General features: G+C 65.7%; 17 protein-coding genes. 10 read left to right on the forward strand and 7 right to left on the reverse strand.

Translation table 11 applies throughout. The annotated features are described in order from the left end of the window. Window positions 1-98 precede the first annotated feature (98 nt). The gene (locus tag XarbCFBP7408_RS14450) at window positions 99-869 is read left to right on the forward strand and encodes an SDR family oxidoreductase (RefSeq protein ID WP_104563551.1); all 771 of its coding nucleotides are present in this window, start codon (window positions 99-101) and stop codon (window positions 867-869) included. Window positions 870-969: 100 nt separating this feature from the next. Continuing rightward, on the forward strand, window positions 970-1,536 hold the full coding sequence (yeiP, locus tag XarbCFBP7408_RS14455; protein WP_016904354.1) for an elongation factor P-like protein YeiP: 567 nt from the start codon (window positions 970-972) through the stop codon (window positions 1,534-1,536). A 375-nt stretch (window positions 1,537-1,911) separates the two neighbouring features. On the opposite strand, the gene XarbCFBP7408_RS14460 is transcribed toward yeiP, so the two are convergent. The 3 genes from XarbCFBP7408_RS14460 to XarbCFBP7408_RS14470 all read right to left on the reverse strand — a co-directional run bounded on the left by XarbCFBP7408_RS14460 (window position 1,912) and on the right by XarbCFBP7408_RS14470 (window position 5,520). Beyond that, window positions 1,912-3,660, reverse strand: a complete 1,749-nt coding sequence (locus XarbCFBP7408_RS14460) for a DUF4105 domain-containing protein (protein ID WP_258072143.1) — start codon at window positions 3,658-3,660, stop codon at window positions 1,912-1,914. A 107-nt stretch (window positions 3,661-3,767) separates the two neighbouring features. Then, a complete protein-coding gene (locus XarbCFBP7408_RS14465; RefSeq protein WP_064634966.1) occupies window positions 3,768-4,067 on the reverse strand; it encodes a DUF2388 domain-containing protein in 300 nt (99 codons plus the stop codon). 34 nt (window positions 4,068-4,101) lie between these two features. Continuing rightward, entirely contained in the window at window positions 4,102-5,520 is a 1,419-nt protein-coding gene (locus XarbCFBP7408_RS14470; protein WP_104563552.1) for an FAD-binding oxidoreductase, read from the reverse strand. Window positions 5,521-5,728: 208 nt separating this feature from the next. Here XarbCFBP7408_RS14470 and serA point away from each other — a divergent pair, with 208 nt between their 5' ends. Then, complete coding sequence (gene serA / locus XarbCFBP7408_RS14475; RefSeq protein ID WP_104563553.1) at window positions 5,729-6,970, forward strand: phosphoglycerate dehydrogenase; 1,242 nt, start codon at window positions 5,729-5,731, stop codon at window positions 6,968-6,970. A gap of 307 nt (window positions 6,971-7,277) precedes the next feature. On the opposite strand, the gene XarbCFBP7408_RS22970 is transcribed toward serA, so the two are convergent. Beyond that, window positions 7,278-7,577 carry a hypothetical protein gene (locus XarbCFBP7408_RS22970; RefSeq protein ID WP_219820277.1) on the reverse strand — a complete coding sequence of 100 codons (300 nt, stop codon included), beginning with the start codon at window positions 7,575-7,577 and terminating at the stop codon, window positions 7,278-7,280. On the opposite strand from XarbCFBP7408_RS22970, the gene XarbCFBP7408_RS14480 reads away from it, so the two are divergent. Continuing rightward, complete coding sequence (locus XarbCFBP7408_RS14480) at window positions 7,576-8,568, forward strand: hypothetical protein (RefSeq protein ID WP_219820278.1); 993 nt, start codon at window positions 7,576-7,578, stop codon at window positions 8,566-8,568. The two genes, XarbCFBP7408_RS22970 and XarbCFBP7408_RS14480, sit on opposite strands and share 2 nt — an antisense overlap. Before the next feature lie 62 nt (window positions 8,569-8,630). Here XarbCFBP7408_RS14480 and XarbCFBP7408_RS14485 read toward each other — a convergent pair whose 3' ends face one another. Further along, the gene (locus XarbCFBP7408_RS14485; protein WP_181106880.1) at window positions 8,631-9,230 is read right to left on the reverse strand and encodes an NUDIX hydrolase; all 600 of its coding nucleotides are present in this window, start codon (window positions 9,228-9,230) and stop codon (window positions 8,631-8,633) included. 142 nt (window positions 9,231-9,372) lie between these two features. Between XarbCFBP7408_RS14485 and XarbCFBP7408_RS14490 the strand changes: the two genes are divergently transcribed. The 5 genes from XarbCFBP7408_RS14490 to mtnC all read left to right on the forward strand — a co-directional run bounded on the left by XarbCFBP7408_RS14490 (window position 9,373) and on the right by mtnC (window position 15,092). Next, on the forward strand, window positions 9,373-10,845 hold the full coding sequence (locus XarbCFBP7408_RS14490; protein ID WP_181106882.1) for an amino acid permease: 1,473 nt from the start codon (window positions 9,373-9,375) through the stop codon (window positions 10,843-10,845). A 177-nt stretch (window positions 10,846-11,022) separates the two neighbouring features. Then, window positions 11,023-12,453: an amino acid permease gene (locus tag XarbCFBP7408_RS14495; protein ID WP_104563557.1), complete on the forward strand. Its 1,431-nt coding sequence runs from the start codon at window positions 11,023-11,025 to the stop codon at window positions 12,451-12,453. Window positions 12,454-13,129: 676 nt separating this feature from the next. Next, window positions 13,130-13,783: a methylthioribulose 1-phosphate dehydratase gene (locus XarbCFBP7408_RS14505; protein ID WP_104563558.1), complete on the forward strand. Its 654-nt coding sequence runs from the start codon at window positions 13,130-13,132 to the stop codon at window positions 13,781-13,783. Window positions 13,784-13,824: 41 nt separating this feature from the next. Next, window positions 13,825-14,391, forward strand: coding sequence for a 1,2-dihydroxy-3-keto-5-methylthiopentene dioxygenase (locus tag XarbCFBP7408_RS14510; RefSeq protein WP_024937737.1), 567 nt, complete (start codon window positions 13,825-13,827; stop codon window positions 14,389-14,391). A 2-nt stretch (window positions 14,392-14,393) separates the two neighbouring features. Next, entirely contained in the window at window positions 14,394-15,092 is a 699-nt protein-coding gene (gene mtnC, locus XarbCFBP7408_RS14515) for an acireductone synthase (protein ID WP_104563559.1), read from the forward strand. Between the two features lie 143 nt (window positions 15,093-15,235). On the opposite strand, the gene XarbCFBP7408_RS22795 is transcribed toward mtnC, so the two are convergent. Beyond that, window positions 15,236-15,406, reverse strand: a complete 171-nt coding sequence (locus XarbCFBP7408_RS22795) for a hypothetical protein (protein ID WP_181106884.1) — start codon at window positions 15,404-15,406, stop codon at window positions 15,236-15,238. Between XarbCFBP7408_RS22795 and XarbCFBP7408_RS14520 the strand changes: the two genes are divergently transcribed. Then, window positions 15,405-16,481 carry a C13 family peptidase gene (locus XarbCFBP7408_RS14520; protein ID WP_104563582.1) on the forward strand — a complete coding sequence of 359 codons (1,077 nt, stop codon included), beginning with the start codon at window positions 15,405-15,407 and terminating at the stop codon, window positions 16,479-16,481. The two genes, XarbCFBP7408_RS22795 and XarbCFBP7408_RS14520, sit on opposite strands and share 2 nt — an antisense overlap. Before the next feature lie 277 nt (window positions 16,482-16,758). Here the strand turns inward: XarbCFBP7408_RS14520 and XarbCFBP7408_RS14525 are convergent, their stop codons facing one another. Then, window positions 16,759-18,345 carry a calcineurin-like phosphoesterase C-terminal domain-containing protein gene (locus XarbCFBP7408_RS14525; RefSeq protein WP_104563560.1) on the reverse strand — a complete coding sequence of 529 codons (1,587 nt, stop codon included), beginning with the start codon at window positions 18,343-18,345 and terminating at the stop codon, window positions 16,759-16,761. Between the last annotated feature and the right edge of the window lie 85 nt (window positions 18,346-18,430).

The following is an 18,430-nucleotide window of genomic DNA, read 5'->3' on the forward strand; positions in this document are numbered from 1 at the left end:
GCGGTCACACGGACGCTTCGGCTAGAATCGCCGGCTGCGTCGTCACCCGTTCGCCTGCCGGCATCCACCGGCTTCCAGGATTTCCAAGGAACCACCGCATGCAGCCTTCTTCTGTTCTTGCCATCGTCACCGGCGGCGTTTCCGGCCTGGGCCTGGCCGTGGCGCAGCGCATCGTGGCCGACGGCGGCAAGGTCGCCCTGTTCGACGTCAACGCCGACAAGGCCGAGGCGGCGCTGGCGCTGCTCGGTGACGGCAACGCGCAGTATTTCGCCACCGACGTCACCGACGAGGCGCAGGTCGCCGCCAACGTGGCGCAGGCCGCGCAGGCGCTGGGCGGGCTCAACCTGGCGGTGAACTGCGCCGGCATCCTGGGCGCGGGCCGCGTGCTCGGCAAGGAAGCGCCGATGCCGCTGGCGACCTTCCGCACCACGGTGCTGGTCAACCTGGTCGGCAGCTTCAATGTCGCCAAGGCCGCGGCCGATGTGATGCAGCACAACAGTGCCGGCGACGACGGCGAGCGCGGCGTGATCATCAACACCGCCTCGGTGGCCGCCTACGAAGGCCAGATCGGCCAGGCCGCCTACGCCGCCAGCAAGGGCGGCGTGGTCGGCATGACCTTGCCGATGGCACGCGAACTGGCCCGCTTCGGCATCCGCGTGATGACGATCGCGCCAGGCGTGTTCTGGACCCCGATGGTGGACGGCATGCCCGAGGCGGTGCAGCAATCGCTGGCCGCGGCGATCCCGTTCCCCTCGCGGCTGGGCCAACCCGACGAATACGCCGACACCGTCGCCTTCATCCTGCGCAATCGCTACCTCAATGGCGAGGTGATCCGCCTGGACGGCGGCGTGCGCTTGGCGCCCAAGTAGCGGGGAATGGGGAATCGAGAACGGGGAATCGTAACGGCGCCCTACTCTCAGCACCCCGGCCCCGGCTTTTTCGATTCCCTATTCCCAACTCCCGATTCCCATGAAAGCCAACGACATCAAGAAAGGCAACGTCGTCGAATACAACGGCGGCATTTACCAGATCCGCGACATCGAGCGCAGCTCGCCGCAGGGCCGCGGTGGCAACGTGCGCTTCCGCTTCATCATGTACAGCGTGCCCGGTGGCGCCAAGCTGGACGCCAGCTTCGACGCCGACGACAACCTGCCGGAAGTGGAGTTGCTGCGTCGCCTGTCGACGTTTTCGTACAAGGATGGCGAGGCGTTCGTGTTCATGGACGACGAGGACTTCACGCCCTACACGCTGGATGCGGACGTGATCGGCACCGATGCCGGTTACATCATCGACGGGCTGACCGGCATCTACGTGCAGGTGATCGACGACCAGCCGGTGGCCGTGCAACTGCCGCAGACGGTGACGCTGGAAGTGGTCGAAACCCCGCCCGAACTCAAGGGCGGCACCGCCACCAAGCGGCCCAAGCCGGCCAAGCTCAATACCGGCCTGGAAATCATGGTGCCCGAGTACATCACCAACGGTGAGCGCGTGCTGGTCAACACCACGACCGGCGAATTCGCGGGCCGCGCCGACTGATGCGCAATCGGTGCAGGCGGATCTGCAACCGGCTGGCTGAGGTGCGCCGGCTGGTGTGACAGGTGCCAGTTGGTGCGTTGCGTCGTCCCTGGCCGGAGCACTGGGAACTGGGACTTGCAGCTGCATGCGACAGCGCCACTTTCTCCCATCGGGAGAAAGTGGCGCAAAGCGTCGGATAAGGGTACGGGCGAAGCCTCATGCAGTTGGACCTATACGAGAGCTTCGCCCGTACCCTCACCCCAACCCCCGCTCCGCGCCCCGGCCCGCGCTAGCAGCGCGGGCGCTCCAAGCCACGCGCGCCAATGGCGCGCAAGCGGTGCCTTCTCGCCCAGTAGGGAGAGCGGCTGGTACCGCCCTCCGGCGTGGTCCGAATCGTTATTGCGCCTGCAGAGGTATACCCATGTCAGACCGCACTTTGTCGGCAGCCGCATCACCGCGCGCCAGCACGCGCAGGCGTGCGCGCAGGCGTTGCACATTCGCCTCGCCCTGCTCCAATCCCGTGCGGACGTCGGCCGGCAGTTGCTGCCGCCCCAGCGCCTGCAGCTGTTTCCAGCCGTCGACCAATACGCCGGTTTCCTGCGCCACGCGCGCGCTCAGGTCCTGCCGCTCGTCTGCTTGCGGCAGTCCATAGCCGGCGCTGCCCAACAGCGTGGCCGGGTGGCTGAGCCGGGCCTGCCGCGCGAACAGCGATTGCAGCTGACCCTGCACCGAGTGACGCCCGGCTGCGCCGGGTGTCAGCAGGCGCTTGAGCGCATCGCGTGCCAGCAACTCCTGGCGGCGCAACGCGGCCTGTTCCAGCAACAACGCTGCAGCCGTCTCGCGTAGACCGCCGCGGTCGAACCACTGCGCACGCGCGTCCGCACGCGCGTCCAGCCATTGCTCCACGCTGGTCTGCGGCACCGGCAGGCCGCGGCGGATCACCTCGAACATGGTCTGGTAATGCGCCGCCGCCGACTCGAAGTAATAGCCCTGGCGAATCGCCTGCGCACGCTCGTCCAGCACCTGCATGTCGGCGATGCCGGCGCGTTGCAAGCGCTGCCTGACGCCGCGCGGAGTGATCGACGACAGCCGGGCCGCGGCCAGCCGCGGCACGCCATCGTGCAGGAGCTTGAAGGTCTCCACCGCAGAGTTGTTGCCGATGAAGTAGTAGCGGCCGTCGTAACTCCAATGCACCTGCGCGGCGCGTGCGAGCAGCGCGGCGATCTCCCCGGGCGCCAGTGTCAGCGGCACCGACGACAGCGCGCGCAGCTCCACCTTGGTGTATTCGTCCACGACCTGATTCAACGGCAATACGAACAGCCGCGAGGGATACGAGCCGGTCAGCCCGCGCCAGCTGGAAATCTGCACATCGCCGACGAAGGCGCGGAACGACAGCACGCGGTGATACTGCAGATCCAGACGGCAATCGGGGCCCGGCGCGCGGCCAGGCGCACAGATCACCAGACGCAGCATGCTGTGGCCCCAGCGGCTCATCGGCTGCGCATTGCCCTCGGCCAGCAGGTAGTCCACCGCGTACACACGCGCTGGATCCAGTGCCAGCAGCGACATCGCGCCGGCATCGTTATCGGCCTGCAGGTACGGCAGCGTCGTCTCGCAATGGGTCGTATCGGGCATGCCACCGACCTGCTCGGCGAACCAGGCCGCCAGCGCCGGACGCCGGCAGTGATAGTCGGCATCGAGCACGTAGTGTTCGAGATTCACCGCGACGAATTCGGCTGGGCTGCGCCGCTCGTAATCGTCGGGGCTGCGATCGCTGAACCGGTTTGCGCCACGCCCGATCCGCCAGGGACGCACCTGCCAGCCGGCCAGATCGCGCAGCCGCGGGTCGCGCGACAGGCCGCCGTGCGCACCGCGGTCCAGCACATGCGCCAGTTCATGCACCACGGCGGCCATTGCCGCGCGCGTGGCCGGTGTCTCGGGGTCGGTCTGCGTGGCTGTCGCCTGCACGCTCCGGGCATCCAGCAGGTCACGATCGAGCAGGATGCGCCGGCCGATCGCGCGGCCATGCACGTGTGCCGGCAAGTCCGTGCGCCACTGCAGCTGGATCGGTGCGTCGATGCGCTGCATCCAGGCCGGCGGCAGACGCTGCGCCACCTGTTTCACCAATGCGTGCGTGGTGTCGATCTACGCCGCAGACAGGCCCCGCGGATCGACATCGATGCGTAATTCGGCCTGCGCCGCCGGTGCGATCGCTGCGGCCAGCCACAGCCACCAGCACCGGCGAAGAGAACTCACTGGGCCAGGATGGACTGCGCCAGTTCCAGGTCGCTGGACAGCCGCGCCGCATCGCTGCGACTGCGCAACTGCAGCAGCGCCGCTTCCAGCCGCGCGCCGCGGATCACGCCATCGCTGGCGACGAAGCCGGCGGCATCTTCGCGTGCGTCTGCCACTACCTTGTCGTCGCCGGAACTGCTGCCGGAGGAATTGGACGAACCGGCCGACGATGCACCCGCCGAGGTTCCGGCCAGGCTGGATGCGAAGGCCGCCAGCGGCAGCAGCGTCAAAGCGCAAAACACTAAGGAGCGCATCATTGGCGTATCGATTCCATGTGAAGGTGGTGAAAGACTAACCGGCACGCGTGGCGGCAGGCGCGTCGTCCATCTCGAACAGCTTGCCGGGATTCAGCAAAAGATGAGGATCGAGCACATGTTTGATCCCGCGCATCAAGGCGATCTCCTCGCCCGAGCGCGTGCTCCACAGGTAGGCCTTCTTGACCAGGCCGATGCCGTGTTCGGCGGAGATACTGCCGCCGAAACACTGCAAGGCCTGCGCCAGCAACTTGGTCACCTGATCGCAGGCCGCCACGAAATCGGCCTGGCTGGTGTCGTCGGGCTTGAGCACGTTGATATGCAGGTTGCCGTCGCCGATATGGCCGAACCACACTACATCGAAATGCGGATACGCATCGTGCAGCAACGCCTGGGTTTCGGCCAGGAACGCCGGCATCGCCGAGATGCGCACCGACACGTCGTTCTTGTACGGCGTGTAGCGCGCCAGCGCTTCGGTGATGCCTTCGCGCAGTCGCCACAGTTGCGCGGCCTGCGCATCGCTCTGGCTGATTACCCCGTCGCTGACCCAGCCCTGCTCCATGCAGGTCTCGAATGCCGCCATCGCTGCGGCTTCCTGCGCCTCGTCGCCGGCAGCGAATTCGGTGACCACGTAATACGGATGCACCTGCGCAAACGGCGCCTGCGCGCCGTGCGCCAGCACGTGTTCGAGCGCGCGGTCGGTGAAGAATTCGAACGCCTCCAGCCGCAGTTGCGCGCGGAACGCGGCAAACACCTGCATCAGCACCTCGAACGAGGGCAGCGCCAGCAGCATCACATTGCTGGGCGGCGGCGGGTCGGTCAGTCGCAGCGTCGCCTCGACCACCACGCCGAGCGTGCCTTCGGAGCCGATCATCAGATGGCGGAAATCGTAGCCGCTGGAATTCTTCACCAGCGCGTTGTTGAGTTCGAGCAGATCGCCGGCACCGGTGACCACCTTCAGGCCGGCGACCCAGTCGCGGGTATTGCCGTAGCGGATCACGCGGATGCCACCGGCATTGGTGGCGATGTTGCCACCGATCGAACACGAGCCGCGCGCGGCGAAATCCACCGGATACACCAGCCCATGCGCGCGCGCGGCATTGTGCACCGCTTCCAGCGGCATGCCGGCCTGGACGCTGAGCGTGCGATCCACCGCATTGAACTCCAGCGCCTTGTTCAGGCGCTCCAGGCTCAGCACCAGCTCGCCGTTGGCGGCCACCGCACCGCCGGACAGGCCGGTGCGCCCGCCCGAAGGCACCACCGCAACCGCATTCGCATTGGCCCAGCGCAGCACCGCCTGCACCTCGTCCACCGCACCGGGCAAGGCAATCGCGAGCGGGTTGGGCGTCCAGCGCCGCGTCCAGTCGCGGCCGTAGTGTTCCAGGTCGGCCGGCTCGGTCTTCAAACGCAACCCGGGCACGGCCTGTTGCAACGAAAGGATACGGGGATCGGTCATGGCACACGGCGCTGCAGTAGGAACCGCACAGCGTGCCAGTGCGCGCCAGGCGCGTCCAGTTGCACGGCGTGGCGCCGCCACGGCGTTGGATTCAGCTGAAACCGTTGCACCGCAAGGACTTCGCCTGCGCAAACACTGCGTTGCGGGCGCCCCATCGCGCGGCGCATCTGGCATAGTTGCCGACCCGATTGCTGCAATGCGCTCCCCCATGTCGCCGAAGAGAACCTCGTTTCCCAAGCAGGACATCCGCGTCCTGTTGCTGGAAGGCATCAGCCAGACCGCCGTGGATGTGCTGCGCGCCGCCGGTTATTCGCAGATCGAACTGCACGCCAAGTCGTTGCCGGAAGACGAGCTCATCGCGCGCATCGCCGAGGCGCATATCGTCGGCATCCGCTCGCGCACGCAGTTGAGCGCCGAGGTGCTGGCGCATGCCAAGCGGCTGATCGCAGTGGGCTGCTTCTGCATCGGCACCAACCAGGTCGATCTGGACGCGGCCGAGCTGGCCGGCATCCCGGTGTTCAACGCGCCCTACTCCAATACCCGCAGCGTGGCCGAGCTGGTCATCGCCGAGGCGATCCTGCTGTTGCGCGGCATCCCGCAAAAGAACGCCGAATGCCATCGCGGCGGCTGGTCCAAGTCGGCCGCCGGCAGCCACGAAACGCGCGGCAAGGTGCTGGGCATCGTCGGTTACGGGCATATCGGCACGCAGGTCGGCGTGCTGGCCGAATCCTTGGGCATGCAGGTGATCTTCCACGACATCGAAACCAAGCTGTCGCTGGGCAACGCGCGTGCGGCGATCGATCTGAACGACCTGCTGGCGCGCTCGGACGTGGTGACCTTGCACGTGCCCGAAACGCCGTCCACCAAGGACATGATCGGCGCTGCAGAAATTGCCCGCATGAAGCATGGCGCGCATCTGATCAACGCCTCGCGCGGCACCGTCATCGATATCGACGCGCTGGATGCGGCGCTGACCTCCGGCCAGATCGGCGGCGCGGCGGTGGACGTGTTCCCGATCGAGCCCAAGGGCAACGGCGATGCGTTCGAATCCCCGTTGATTGCGCACGACAACGTGATCCTGACCCCGCACGTGGGCGGCAGCACGCTGGAAGCGCAGGACAATATCGGTGTCGAAGTGGCCGCCAAACTGGTGCGCTACAGCGACAACGGCAGCACCTTGTCGGCGGTGAATTTCCCTGAAGTCACCCTGCCCGAACATCCCGACAGCCTGCGCTTGCTGCATATCCACCGCAACGTGCCGGGCGTGCTGTCCAAGATCAACGAACTGTTCTCGCGCCATAACGTCAACATCGACGGCCAGTTCCTGCGCACCGACGCCAGGGTGGGTTACGTAGTGATCGATGTCAGCGCCAGCGAGGCGCAGGCCACCGCGTTGAAGGAAGGATTGGCCCAGATCCAGGGCACCTTGCGGACGCGCATCCTGTATTGAGGGTGGATATCGCCGCCCGATATCCGCACCGCTTTTACGCTACGCATGCTCTCTGACTGCGTAGGAACGTTTTCGCGAGGCAAAGCAGCGGGCATGTGCTGGAGCTGACCTCCCGATCCAGCATCGTGCACATCGTCTCGACATTGCGCAGACAATGAGAGCGAGGCTGCGCAGCATCCGATACCTGGCATCAGGCACACGTTCCGATCGCATCCAGTGCTAGTGTGCGAACAAGGCAGCGTTCGCAGCGCCCCCTCTTTCAAGCAGCCGCTTTCCTAATAGGGACGATACGGATGAGGAGCAGGTTTCATAGCGCGTGGTCTTCGCCGAAGGTCGCCAGACACATCGAGCAGATCGTTTTTTTCATCACGCTGGCGTTGCTGCACAGCACGTACGCGCAGGCCAGTGTCTTGGAGCCTCGCTCTCGCTTTGCTCTACCGAGGGCATGCACGGCAACACGGCCCGCGACGGCAGGCCGCTTCATTTCTTTCAACGCCGGCCCTTGGAAGAGACTTGCAACGGCCGACGCCGTCATGATCGGCGATGGACAAAACGTCTCCATTGCCGTGTGCAACGAGCGCAATGCCAGCGTGGATAATGCCCGCATGACAGCCTCGCTGTTGCCTTTGCTGGTGTATGGCATAGGACGGTCCGCCGACGTCCGGCTGCTCGTCCGCCACAGTGGCAACCTCCACGTCTCAGGCCTGCTCGATATCAGTGACGACAGCGCTGCGCAAGCGCCGATGAGTCTGGTGGCAGGACCGGTGGGCAAAAATGCGTATATTCGGATAGCGATTGAAGATTCAGCGAACATCCTGCTATCTCAGCCTGGCGCTGAAGTCCGCATCGGCCGTACCGGCCCGATGCCGCCGAGCCGGAGTTCATTCATGGACATACGCACGTCCAATCCCTCGGTGGCCCCTGCGATCGCCATCGAACTGCGCCGGAGCGCAAACGTTCTAGGCAGTCAAGGTACGCTGAAAATCGATCGAGCCTATTTGCCGTATGCCTCGCTTGTCTCGTCGATGCGAAGCGGCACGACCGGCGTGCATCTCGACCAGGCCGCAAATGTCGAGGCAGGCAGGATCGAGATCAGACAAGGCGCGTTATTGAGCAGTATCGTGGAGACGCCGTCTCTGGAGCGAGCCGATGTTCGCGTGACCATGCGCCAGAGCGGTAACCTTCATGCACACCAGGCGCTGGTCATCGATCATGCAGAACTGATCGATGAACCGGTCGACGCAAAGCGCATTCGCAATAGCAAGGTCAAGGTCAGGCTGCGCGATTCCGGAAACGTCCGGGGCAACGGCTGCGTGCGTATCGACGAGGGAGAATTGGTCGATGAAACCCTGGACGCACCGTCTATCGGCAAGAGCAAGATTGCTCTGGATCTACAGGATGTTGCCAACGTGAGCGCACAGACGCTGACGATCCGGCACGGGGAACTGATTGACGAGATGATCGATAGCGACGACATCGACGCGTCCAGCATCCGGCTGCGGGCACGGCACATTGGTAATGTCGCGCTGAGCGGTGATCGAGGGGCTGCCACCCATTCGCAGCCGCTATCCGATTCCATAGATCGCTGCAGACCCTAGAACTCGCGCTTCGGGCGCATCAGTCCTGCAGCGATACACTGGCGGTGCCTCGGAACCTCTTGTCAGCTCAGCCAGACCAATGGGCGCGCCACCCACTTCCGCGCCATTCGCCGCAAGGAGGTATCCAGGTCCGGTTCCGCGAGCAGTTCGGCGATCGGCCTCCAAGCCAGGGCCAGCGACTCCTCGCTGACCTGGAAGTGCTCGTTCTCGCCGGCGACCACCAAATAGCGCGCATCGTAGTGCCAATGCCCGGCCACCTCGCCCCTTGCTGGAATCCAGTGCCGGTCCAGGTCAAAGATTGCCGGCTCCGCCAGGCGCAGCCCGCTCAATCCAGACTCCTCCTGCGCCTCGCGCAAAGCGACCTGCGCCAGATCGCGGTCGCCGTCGGCGTGTCCGCCCAGCTGCAGCCAACGCTGCAGCTTGCGGTGATGGGTCAGCAGCGTGCGCGTGCCATCGGCGCTGACCACCCACGCAGAACCGGTGAAATGACCTTCGACACGCTCGCGCACGAATGGATTACTGGCATCGTCCAGCAGTTGCGCGAATTGCTCGGCCAACTCGGCTTCGTCCGGCCAGCGTGCGCGATAGGCAGCCAATTGCTGTTGCAGCGTCGCATCCACCATCTGTCGTTCTCGGTCGCCCGTTGCGGGCCAGGCGCTCATTATCGTCGTTCATGCTGCGTACGTGCTTGTCGTGAGCGCGTAGCTTTGGCAAGGTAGGCCGCTTGCCTGTCCCACCGGGATGCGGCGCACCACCTTCGTCCAGGCGCGCGCGCCTTAGCTTTGCCACTTGGGGATGTACCGAATGCTGAAGTCTCTGTTGAGGGTCAAACCGATCGAGCCCGCTGGACATGTCGATGGGGGCGAACCGGTCGAAGGCCGCCTGCAAGGCGAGGCCACACTGCAACGCACCCTCACTGCCAAGCATCTGATCATGCTTGGCATCGGCGCGGTGATCGGCGCCGGCATCTTCGTGCTGACCGGCCAGGCCGCTGCCAACCACGCAGGACCGGCGGTGATGCTGTCGTTCGTGTTTGCCGGCATCGCCTGCGCGTTCGCCGGCCTGTGCTACGCAGAGTTCGCGGCGATGATGCCGGTTTCCGGCAGCGCCTACTCGTATTCATATGCCACCCTCGGCGAGGGCATCGCCTGGTTCATCGGCTGGTGCCTGGTACTGGAATACCTGTTCGCCGGCTCCAGCGTTGCGGTCGGCTGGTCCGCCTACCTGATCAGTTTCCTGACCGGCACGCTGGGATTGCCGTTTCCGGCGGAGCTGGCCGGCGCGCCACTGGCCTGGGACGGCCACAACTTTGTCGGTTCGGGCAACCTCATCAACCTGCCGGCCGTGCTGATCGTGGCGGCGGTGAGCATGCTGTGCTACGTCGGCGTCACCCAGTCGGCATTCGCCAACGCCATCGTGGTGGCGATCAAGGTGGTGGTGATCTGCCTGTTCGTCGGCTTCGGTATCGCCTACATCGACCCGGCCAACTGGCATCCCTTCATCCCGGAGAACACCGGGCCGGGCCAGTTCGGCTGGGACGGCGTGTTCCGCGCCGCGTCCATCGTGTTCTTCTCGTATATCGGCTTTGACGCGGTCTCCACCTCCGCCGGCGAGACCAAGGATCCGCAGAAGAACATGCCGATCGGCATCCTGGTGTCGCTGGCGGTCTGTACCGTCATCTACATCATCGTCTGCGCGGTGCTGACCGGCCTGCTGCCCTACACCCAGCTCGGCACCGCCAAGCCGGTGGCCACCGCGCTGGAAGCGCACCCGCAGCTGACCTGGCTCAAGACCGCGGTGGAGATCGGCGCGATCGCCGGCCTGTCCTCGGTGGTGCTGGTGATGCTGATGGCGCAGCCGCGCATCTTCTACACCATGGCCAAGGACGGGTTGATGCCCCGGCTGTTCGGCAAGGTGCATCCGAAGTTCCATACCCCCTACGTCGGCACGCTCTTCGTCGGCGTGGTCGCGGCGCTGCTGGCCGGCTTGATCCCGCTCAGCGTGCTGGGCGAGCTGGTGTCGATGGGCACCCTGCTCGCCTTCGCCACCGTGTGCGCCGGGGTGATGGTGCTGCGTTTCACCAAGCCGGATCTGCCGCGGCCGTTCCGGGTGCCGCTGGCGATGCTGATCTGCCCGCTGGGCGCGCTGGCCTGCCTGTTCCTGTTCTTCCAGGCCTTCCAGGAACACTGGAAGGTGTTCGTGGGCTGGACCGTGATCGGCCTGGCCATCTATTTCGGTTATGGCATTCGCCATAGCCGGCTGGCCCGCAAGGCTTGAGTGCGAGTCCTTCGCAAGAGCCCGCACATCCGTGTGCGGGGATTTGACGACACGCGTCCCTCGCAACAGCCCGCACATCCGTGTGCGGGGATTTGACGACACGAGTCCCTCGCAACAGCCCGCATATCCCGCACACGCCCGCACCGCCACGTGCAGGGATTCAACAGGAACCGCTGCATGTTCAAGCAACTCTGGGCCACCAAACACCCGCACGCCAGCCACGAGGCGGCCGACGGGCTGGGCCTGCAACGCGCACTCGGGCCGTGGGGGCTGACCGCCCTGGGCATCGGCGCGGTGATCGGCGGCGGCATCTTCGTCATCACCGGCCAGGCCGCGGCCGACCACGCCGGCCCGGCGATCATGCTGTCGTTCGTGCTGGCCGCGGTGTGCTGCGCGTTCTGCGCAATGGCCTACGCCGAGTTCGCCGCGATGGTGCCGGTCTCCGGCAGCGCCTACACCTATACCTATGCCACCTTCGGCGAACTGGCGGCCTGGTTCATCGGCTGGATGCTGGTGCTGGAATACGGCGTCTCCGCCTCGGCGGTGGCGGTCAGCTGGACCGGCTATTTCCTCAGCCTGCTGGAACATTTCGACATCCACCTGCCGGCCGCCCTGGTCAGCGCGCCGCTGGACGGCAAGCTGCAGCGCACCGGCGCGATCGCCAACCTGCCCGCGGCCGGCATCGTGCTGCTGCTGACCTGGCTGTGCTATGTGGGCATCCGCAAGTCGTCGGCGATGAACATGGCGATGGTGATCCTCAAGACCGGGCTGATCCTGCTGGTGATCGCGGTGGGCTGGAAGTACGTGGATACCGCCAATTGGCACCCGTTCATTCCGGCCAACGAAGGTCCGGGCAAGTACGGCATGGACGGCGTGCTGCGCGGCGCGGCGATGGTGTTCTTCGCCTATATCGGCTTCGAGGCGGTGTCGGTGGCGGCGCAGGAATCGCACCGCCCGCAACGCGACCTGCCGATCGGCATGATCCTGTCGCTGGTCATCTGCACCGTGCTCTACATCGCCATGGCGGCGGTGATGACCGGCCTGGTGCCCTACACCCTGCTCGGCACCGACGAGCCGGTGGTCACCGCGGTGGCGGCGCATCCGCAGCTGGCCTGGTTGCGCGTGGTGGTGGAAGTCGGCGCGCTGATCGGGCTGTCGTCGGTGGTGCTGGTGATGATCATCGGCCAGCCGCGCATCTTCATGATCATCGCGCGCGACGGGCTGCTGCCGTCGGTGTTCACCCGCATCCATCCCAAGTACCGCACCCCGCACGTCAATACCGTGATCACCGGCGTGGGCATCGCCGTGCTGGCAGCGGTCTTCCCGCTGGACGTGCTGGGCGAGCTGACCTCGATGGGCACGCTGATCGCCTTCGCGGCGGTGTGCGCCGGCGTGCTGATCCTGCGCCGTACCCACCCGGAACTGCCGCGTCCGTTCCGCATGCCGGTGGCCTGGCTGATCTGCAGCGCCGGCGTGTTGAGCTGCCTGGCCCTGCTGTCGGCGATGACCCTGCACAACTGGATGCTGATGGGAGTGTGGACGCTGGTCGGGCTGGTGGTCTATTTCGGCTACGGCTATCGCCACAGCCGTCTGCGCGATGGTCGTTGATCATACGCGTGGGCTGAGAGCGGCTGATGGAACGCCTGCGCGCTGGCAGCCTATGGCGAAGCGATGATCTGAGCCTTCGCTGCAGGGGGACTGATCTGCAGATTGGTTGGTGGCCGCTGATCTGCGACTTGGCTGCAGGGTCCTTGCCCGCCCACCATCGCAGGACACGCCGCAAGTACGTCCGTGTAGGCTCTTACGCGGCATCCATGCCGCGTAAGGTCCCGCGACGGTGGGCGGGCAAGGACCTGTCGAGATAGTCGGTAAGCAGGGTTGCGAGCAGAGCATGCGGTGTGTTTCTCGGATCGCATCGCTTCCGATCAGCTTCCAGATTCAACCCGAGCAACAAGCAGCTTTCACACGACCACCGATTCACTCTCTGGTGCGGTGGCCTCGCCGATTGCGGGACCGTGTGGCGGCATGGATGCCGCCACCGAGCCTACATGGACGTACTTGCGGCGTGTCCCGCGGGCGGTGAAGGCACCGCGCGCTCGACCGACCAGGCATTTGACCTGGGCTTCTGACTGCATCCAACAACAGACGACTGACGAACCACCGCGCTCACTGCCAGGCGCGCGCTCCTCACGTTTAATAGGCCGCTCTGGGTACGGGCCTAGCAGGAACAAAACCCTGCTGCGCTGCACCTGACCGTGATCCGGCGGGGCAGTAGAATAGGTCCATGAATGCGACCACTGCCCCCCTGCCCTATAGCGCCGCGCGTCTGCACGAGCTGGCGCACCTGCTGATCGGCAATATCCGCGAGCTGGCCCAGGCCGGCTGGACGCCGGCCACCAGCAGCAATTTCTCCCATCGCCTGGACGAACAGCACGCGGCGATCACCGTGTCCGGCCGCGACAAGGGCCGCCTGGTCGAAGAAGACATCATGGTGGTGGACTTCCACGGCCTGGCGGTCGGTCGCCCGTTGCGCCCGTCTGCGGAGACGCTGCTGCATACCCAGCTGTATCGCCGCTTCCCCGAGATCGGCTGCGTGCTGCACACGCATTCGCCGGTGCAGACCATTGCCTCGCGGCTGTACGCCGGCAGCGGCGTGATCCGTCTGGAAGGCTATGAGCTGTTGAAAGCCTTCGAGGGCAACACCACCCATGAAACGGCAGTGAACGTGCCGGTGTTCGCCAATACACAGGACATGCAGGTGCTGGCCGCGCAGGTCGAGGCCCTGCTGGACAAACAGAGCCTGTGGGGGTATCTCATCGAAGGACACGGTCTGTATGCGTGGGGCCGCAACATGGCCGAGGCGCGCCGTCACCTGGAGGCCTTCGAATTCCTGCTGCATTGCGAGCTCGAGCTGCTGAAGCTGCGCGGCCGGCGCTGAGTCCTCGTCACCTCCCCCTTTCCTCTGTGAGCCAGATCGCCATGAGCCGACTTCGCATCTACAACGATTCCGATCCCAACCTGCCGCAGCTCGATAGCCGCGACGGCGAGCAGATTGCCGCCGAGCTGAGCAAGATCGGCGTGACCTTCGAGCGCTGGAAGGCCAATCAGCCGATCGAGCCGGGCGCATCACCCGAGCAGGTGATGGCAGCCTACCGCGAGGATATCGAGCGGCTCAGCGCCGAGCGCGGGCTGAAGACCGTCGACGTGGTCAGCATCGCGCCGGACAATCCCAAGCGCGAGGAAATGCGCGCCAAGTTCCTGGACGAGCACTTCCACAAGGAAGACGAGGTGCGCTTCTTCGTCGCCGGCTCGGGCCAGTTCACGCTGCACGTGGACAACAAGGTCTACGAGATCGAATGCGTGAAGGACGACCTGATCGCCGTGCCCGACAGCACCCTGCACTGGTTCGACATGGGGCCGGAGCCGCACTTCGTGGCGATCCGCTTCTTCACCGAGCCCGATGGCTGGGTCGGCCACTTCACCGGCACCGAAATCGCCCAACAATTCCCCCGCTACGCCCCCGAGAAACCTCCAAAGGCCAGCTGACGATGACACGACCGCAAGCGATCCTCACCGATATCGAAGGCACCACCAGCAGCATCTCGTTCGTCAAGGACGTGTTGTTTCCGTATGCGCGCCGCGCCATGCCGGCTTACGTGCAGGAGCACGGCGGTCACCCGCAGGTGCGGCACTGGCTCAACCAGGTGGCCGACGAGATCGGCGAGGACGTGCCGGACGAAGTCCTGGTCAGCACCCTGCAGACCTGGATCGACGAGGATCGCAAGCACACCGCACTCAAGGCGCTGCAGGGGATGATCTGGAGCGAGGGCTACAAGACCGCCGACTTCACCGCGCACATCTATGCCGATGCGGCGATCCAGCTGCAGGCCTGGCATGCGGCCGGCATTCCGCTGTACGTGTATTCGTCCGGCTCGGTGCCGGCGCAGAAGCTGTTCTTCGCCCATAGCGATGCCGGCGACCTGAGCGGGCTGATCAGCGACTGGTTCGATACCGAGGTCGGCCCCAAGCGCGAGAGCGCCAGCTACCGCCGCATCGCCGAACGCATCGGCGTGCCGCCGGGCGAAATCCTGTTCCTGTCGGACGTGATCGAAGAGCTGGACGCCGCCAAGCGTGCCGGCATGCGTACCGCGTTGCTGGACCGTCGCGAGGATTACCCCACCCCACGCTCGGCCGACGAGATCGGCAGCCACCAGCGCGTGGAAAGTTTCACCGAGCTGGCGCTGTAAGCGCGATCGGCAAGCCCGCTGCGCTCATCCTCGGGTGAGCGCAGTCGTTACTCCGCGTTGCATGCGCTCCTGATGCATTGCGGTTCAAGCGCGCCGTGCGCACCCGCCTGACGGCAGGCCCGCGGCGCTGTTGCAGGCGTGGCTCAGCCGACCTTGCCAATGCGCAGTGGCGAGACTTGGCAGGCCTGCTGCAGGCAACGTGTTCTGCAAGATGTGCTTGAAGCGGATCGATGACCGTTGTGCAACGTCATGGCCTGCGTTGCGATCACTGCGCCCAGGCGCTCCACCCGTTCCCAGACCTCGGCGTTCTTCATGTCGCTGCATCCTACCTTCGGACCGAACGCCTTGCTGCGGCGACTCTCCTTGTTGATCCTCATCGTGGCGTTGATGGCCGGCTGTCATCCCGATGCCGGTGCCGCACTGCCGAACCAGGCGGCGGCAGGCAAGGATGAGGTGGACCCGGTCGACCAGGCGGCGCTTGCGCAGGCATTGAACGCACTGCAGCCGCAGCGTCCTGGGGTGACCGACCTGTATGTGATCGGCTTCGCCGGCGATGCCAGCGACGATGTGTTTCGCAACGAGACGCTCTACCTCAGGCAGCTGTTCGAACAACGCTTCGCTGCGCGCGGCCGCGTGGTCACCCTGGTCAACAACCCCGACAATCTGGGCGAGCGGCCATACGCACCGCTGGCGACCTACGACAACCTGTACGACACGCTCGCCGCAATCGGCAAGCGCATGGATCGCAAGCAAGACGCGCTGCTGCTGTTCGTCACCACCCACGGCACCGAAGACCACACGCTGTACGTGCAGGTGGACCAGAACGAGGAAGACTTCATCAGCCCGCAGGATCTGCGCCAGGCTTTGGACGATGCCGGCATCGGCAATCGCATCATCGTGCTGTCGGCGTGCTATTCGGGCGGCTTCATTCCGGCGCTGCGTTCGCCCGACACGCTGATCCTCGCCGCCGCGCGCGCCGACCGGCCCTCGTTCGGCTGCGGCAACACCTCCAATGCAACCTACTTCGGCCAGGCCTGGCTGATCGATGCGATGAACCGCAGCGACGACCCGCTGGCCGCGTTCGATATGGCCAGGACGGCGATCACCGCGCGCGAGCAGCAGGAAGGCGAACTGCCGTCGTTGCCGCAGCAGTCGCTCGGCAGGCGCATCGCGCCGGTGCTGGCACGCTGGCGTGCGGGACTGCACGCAGGCGCGGCCGTGGCCTACCCGTATCCGCCGCTGGAGACCGCTCCGGATGCCGGGCAGGGCCAGGATCCGCAAGCTGAGTCCGAGACGAAGCCGGTGGACAATCCGACCGAGGCCAAGGTGCCGGCCGCACCGGCCAGCCCGCGCAAACCGTCGCCCGTGCCGGCACCAGCGACGCCTTGACGGCCCCGGCGTGCTGAGACTAATTCTCGTTTCGTCAGCGCTGGCGCAGCCTCGCTACACTCGCCCGGCCAGCCAGCTCACGCCAGCCAGCATCGATCCCCGCCAGCGCGCCATCGCCTGCCAGCGCGGATCCCAAAACGCCTCCCTCGTGGAGGCGTTTGTGTTTCCGGCGATAGGGTTCAAGCGTCAACGAACCAACAACCCACCACCGTAGGAGCGCATTGATGCGCGACGGGCTCCACACCAGACCCCTCGCCCCACACACGCCTCCTCCTCCTCAAGGATCGGCGCGCTGCAAGCGATACACCGTGCGTGCGCTGTACTGCCCCGTTGGCAGCGATGCGCGCACGTCCACCGCGTGCTCGCCCACCTCCAGCGTGGTCGGCAACGCACCGCGCCATAGATGCGTGGACGGCGTGGCCTCGGGCGAGCGGTCGTAGCCGCGCAATTGCTCGGCCGCATCGTCGCGCACGTTCTCGGCCAGCAGGCGCGGATCGGCGCGCTCCACCCGCTTCATCGGCTGCCATGCGCCATTGTCGATACGCATCTCGACGAGGGTGTCGTCCTGGCCCATGAAGACATTGGCGTAGATCCCCCAGGCCGCATACGCACCCTGGCGCAGCACCTTGGGCGCGTGCAGCAGCAGTTGCGCGTCATCGACCGAGCGCGCGACGTGATAGGCCAGCGTGTAGTCGCCGCCGGGCGCGACCTGCAGCACCGCGTAGCCGTTCGGCGTGCCGTCGCTCATCGTCGCGTCGGGAATGCCAGCGGCATCCTTGGCACCGGACCAGAACGCACCGCAGGCCGCGCCGACGTTGTATTCGTGCAGCGGGCGGGCGCCCTGCCAGCCTTCGTCGGCGCCGTGATCGACCTGTCGCTGGGTATGACTGTGTGCGCTGAGCACCAGCACATGCGGAAAATCCTTCAACAAGGCGAACAGGCGGCGACGATCGGCATGCCGGAAGGTCTCCTGCCCCGGCGCCGCGTCGAACAACGGAATATGCATGCCCAGCACCAGCAGCCGCTCGCGCGGCAGCTGCGCCAGATAGGCCTGCAGGAATGCGAACTGGTCCTCGCGCAGGCCGCCCACATAGGCCGGTTTGCCGCCTGGCGTATAGATCACATCGTCCAGGAACACGAAGCTGGCATTGGCCTCTTCCACCGCATAGGTGTCCGGGCCGTAGACGGCACGCCAGCTGTCGAGCGAATGCGCATCGTCGCCGGCGTCGACGTCGAGATCGTGATTGCCCGGCACATGGAACCACGGCACGCCCAGCTGGGTGGTGACCTTGTTCAAGGCCGGGTACAGGCTCAGATCGTCGCTGACGATATCGCCCAGCGTGGTGCCCAGCCTGGCCGAGGTCTTGCCGACGATCGGTGCCACGATATCGCGCTGGTAGTAGCCCACGTCGGTCAGGCTGGCGGTCTGGCTGTCGGCAAACACCAGCATCTGGAAGCCCTGCTTGCCGGCACTGGCGCGCGGGGTCAGCGCAAAATCCCAGTGCTGCGTATTGCGCCCGGTCGCGGCGATGCCTGGGTAGTTGCGCTTTGCCGAGCCCTCGGGCGCGTAGTGACGCCAGAAACCCGGCAGTCCGTCGGCGGCTGGCACGAAGCTGCGCTCGCCCGGCTTGATCACGAACACCGTCTGCCCGTCGCGCACCGGCAGGCGGTAGTGGCCTTGCGCATCGGTACGTACCAGCTGCTCGCCGTTGGAGACCACTACATCGGCAATGCCTGGCTCATCGGCGCTGCGCCCGGCACGCCCGTCGCGTTCTTCGTAGACGGTGCCATCGACCACGGCATCGCGCGCGTACGCGCTCCCCGCGAGCACACCCAGAGCCAACAGAGCGAAGCGGAGCTGCATGGGTTTTCCTGCGCGAAGATCAGCGGAAAGTGTACCCGCCATCGCCACAAAGACACGCCGCCACATCCCGTAGGAGCGCACCCGG

The sequence above is a fragment of the Xanthomonas arboricola pv. guizotiae genome (assembly GCF_002940205.1).
Classification (GTDB): Bacteria; Pseudomonadota; Gammaproteobacteria; order Xanthomonadales; family Xanthomonadaceae; genus Xanthomonas; species Xanthomonas arboricola_C.